Origin of the sequence: Mesorhizobium sp. M7A.F.Ca.CA.001.10.2.1 (genome assembly GCF_003998575.1) — a bacterium.
Taxonomy (GTDB): Bacteria; Pseudomonadota; Alphaproteobacteria; order Rhizobiales; family Rhizobiaceae; genus Mesorhizobium.
The window spans coordinates 1-1,288 of sequence record NZ_RZQY01001050.1 but is presented as its reverse complement, the minus strand read 5'-3'; the positions used below and the strand labels follow the sequence as shown (position 1 = coordinate 1,288).

2 protein-coding genes are annotated in these 1,288 nt (G+C 60.9%); both read right to left on the bottom strand.

Annotation, left to right across the window (positions count from 1 at the left end):
* The coding region (locus EN964_RS34920; RefSeq protein ID WP_127277466.1) for an SspB family protein at positions 1 to 379 on the bottom strand (379 nt) is incomplete at its 3' end.
* Between the two features lie 118 nt (positions 380 to 497).
* Positions 498 to 1,187 (bottom strand): TetR/AcrR family transcriptional regulator, encoded by a 690-nt coding sequence (locus tag EN964_RS34915; RefSeq protein ID WP_127271156.1) that lies wholly within the window; start codon positions 1,185 to 1,187, stop codon positions 498 to 500.
* Positions 1,188 to 1,288 lie beyond the last annotated feature (101 nt).

The following is a 1,288-nucleotide window of genomic DNA, read 5'->3' as shown; positions in this document are numbered from 1 at the left end:
GTTCCTCGGCTGCCGCGCCATCCGTCTTGACGTCGAATTCGAGCTCGAAATTGACCGAGGGATCATAGAAGCCGCGCACGGCCGAGAACGGGATTTCGAGTTTTTCCGGAACATCGGAGAAGGACAGGCCAACCTCGAAGCCGGTATCGGTCACCTTCAGGTCCCAATACTGGAACTGGATGACGATGGTCATCTGCTCGGGATAGCGCTCGCGCAGCCGCGAAGACACGCGTACGCCCGGCGCGCCGGTCAGGAAGGTGATGAAGAAGTGGTGGTTGCCGGGGAGGCCGGTGCGCGCGACCTCGGCCAGGACCTTGCGCATGACGCCGCGCAACGCCTCCTGGGCCAGAATGTCGTAGCGGATGTGGTCGTCGGCCATGTGGCGGTCGGGTTCCGTTGAATCGTCCGCATAGCTGTAATCAAGCTTGAGGGCGGCGTAAACCGCATATAGATGACCCTTGCGCGGAAGCGAAGACTATTGCCAGCGATTTGATCGCTCAGGCGCTGGTGAGCGCGCTTTGCTTTTCGGACGAGGCCGCGGACCGGCGCTTGCCGAAGGCGCGCAGGAAGGTGCGCACGCCATTGGTCGCGGATTGCAGCACCTCGTCCTCGCGAGGCGAGCCGCCAAGCATGAAGGTGGTCTGCAGTTCGGCATTGACGAGGCCAAGGAACTGGCGTGCCGCCACGTCGGGATCCTCGATCGTGAGATGGCCGCCATAGGCGAGGCGGGCGAAGCGGGCGGCGATTGCCGGCCATGTCCTGCCCGGACCCTGTTCGCGCCATTCGGCAAACAGTTCGGGATAGCGCTCGCCTTCGGTCTGGATCAGCTTGCGCAGGAATTTTCCGTCGCGGTTGCAGATGCAGTTCTGGTTCAGGCGCACGGCAAAGCCGATCAGGTCGGCTTCGAGATCCCCCGGCTGGTCGGGGAAGGTGGCAATGGTGGCGAAGATGCCGGCATTGCAGCGTTCGGTGAGGTCGCGGACCACGGCGACGAACAGTTTCTCCTTGTCGCCATGATGGTTGTAGATCGTCTGGCGCGAAACGCCGGCTTCGGCCGCGATCAGATCGATGTTGGCGCCGGCGAAACCTTCGCGGCAAAACACGGTGGCGGCGGAGTCGACGATCGAGAGGCGCTTGGCCTCATGGCCGCGTGGCGGGAAAATGTCAGGAGAAACGTGCAGCTTCATAAAAAACTATATAGAGGTGATTGACGATTTAGACAAGAGTGTCTAAATTTGTGGACACAAGATAAAGAGATTTCGCGTGAGAGAGACGAATAGGATTCGCT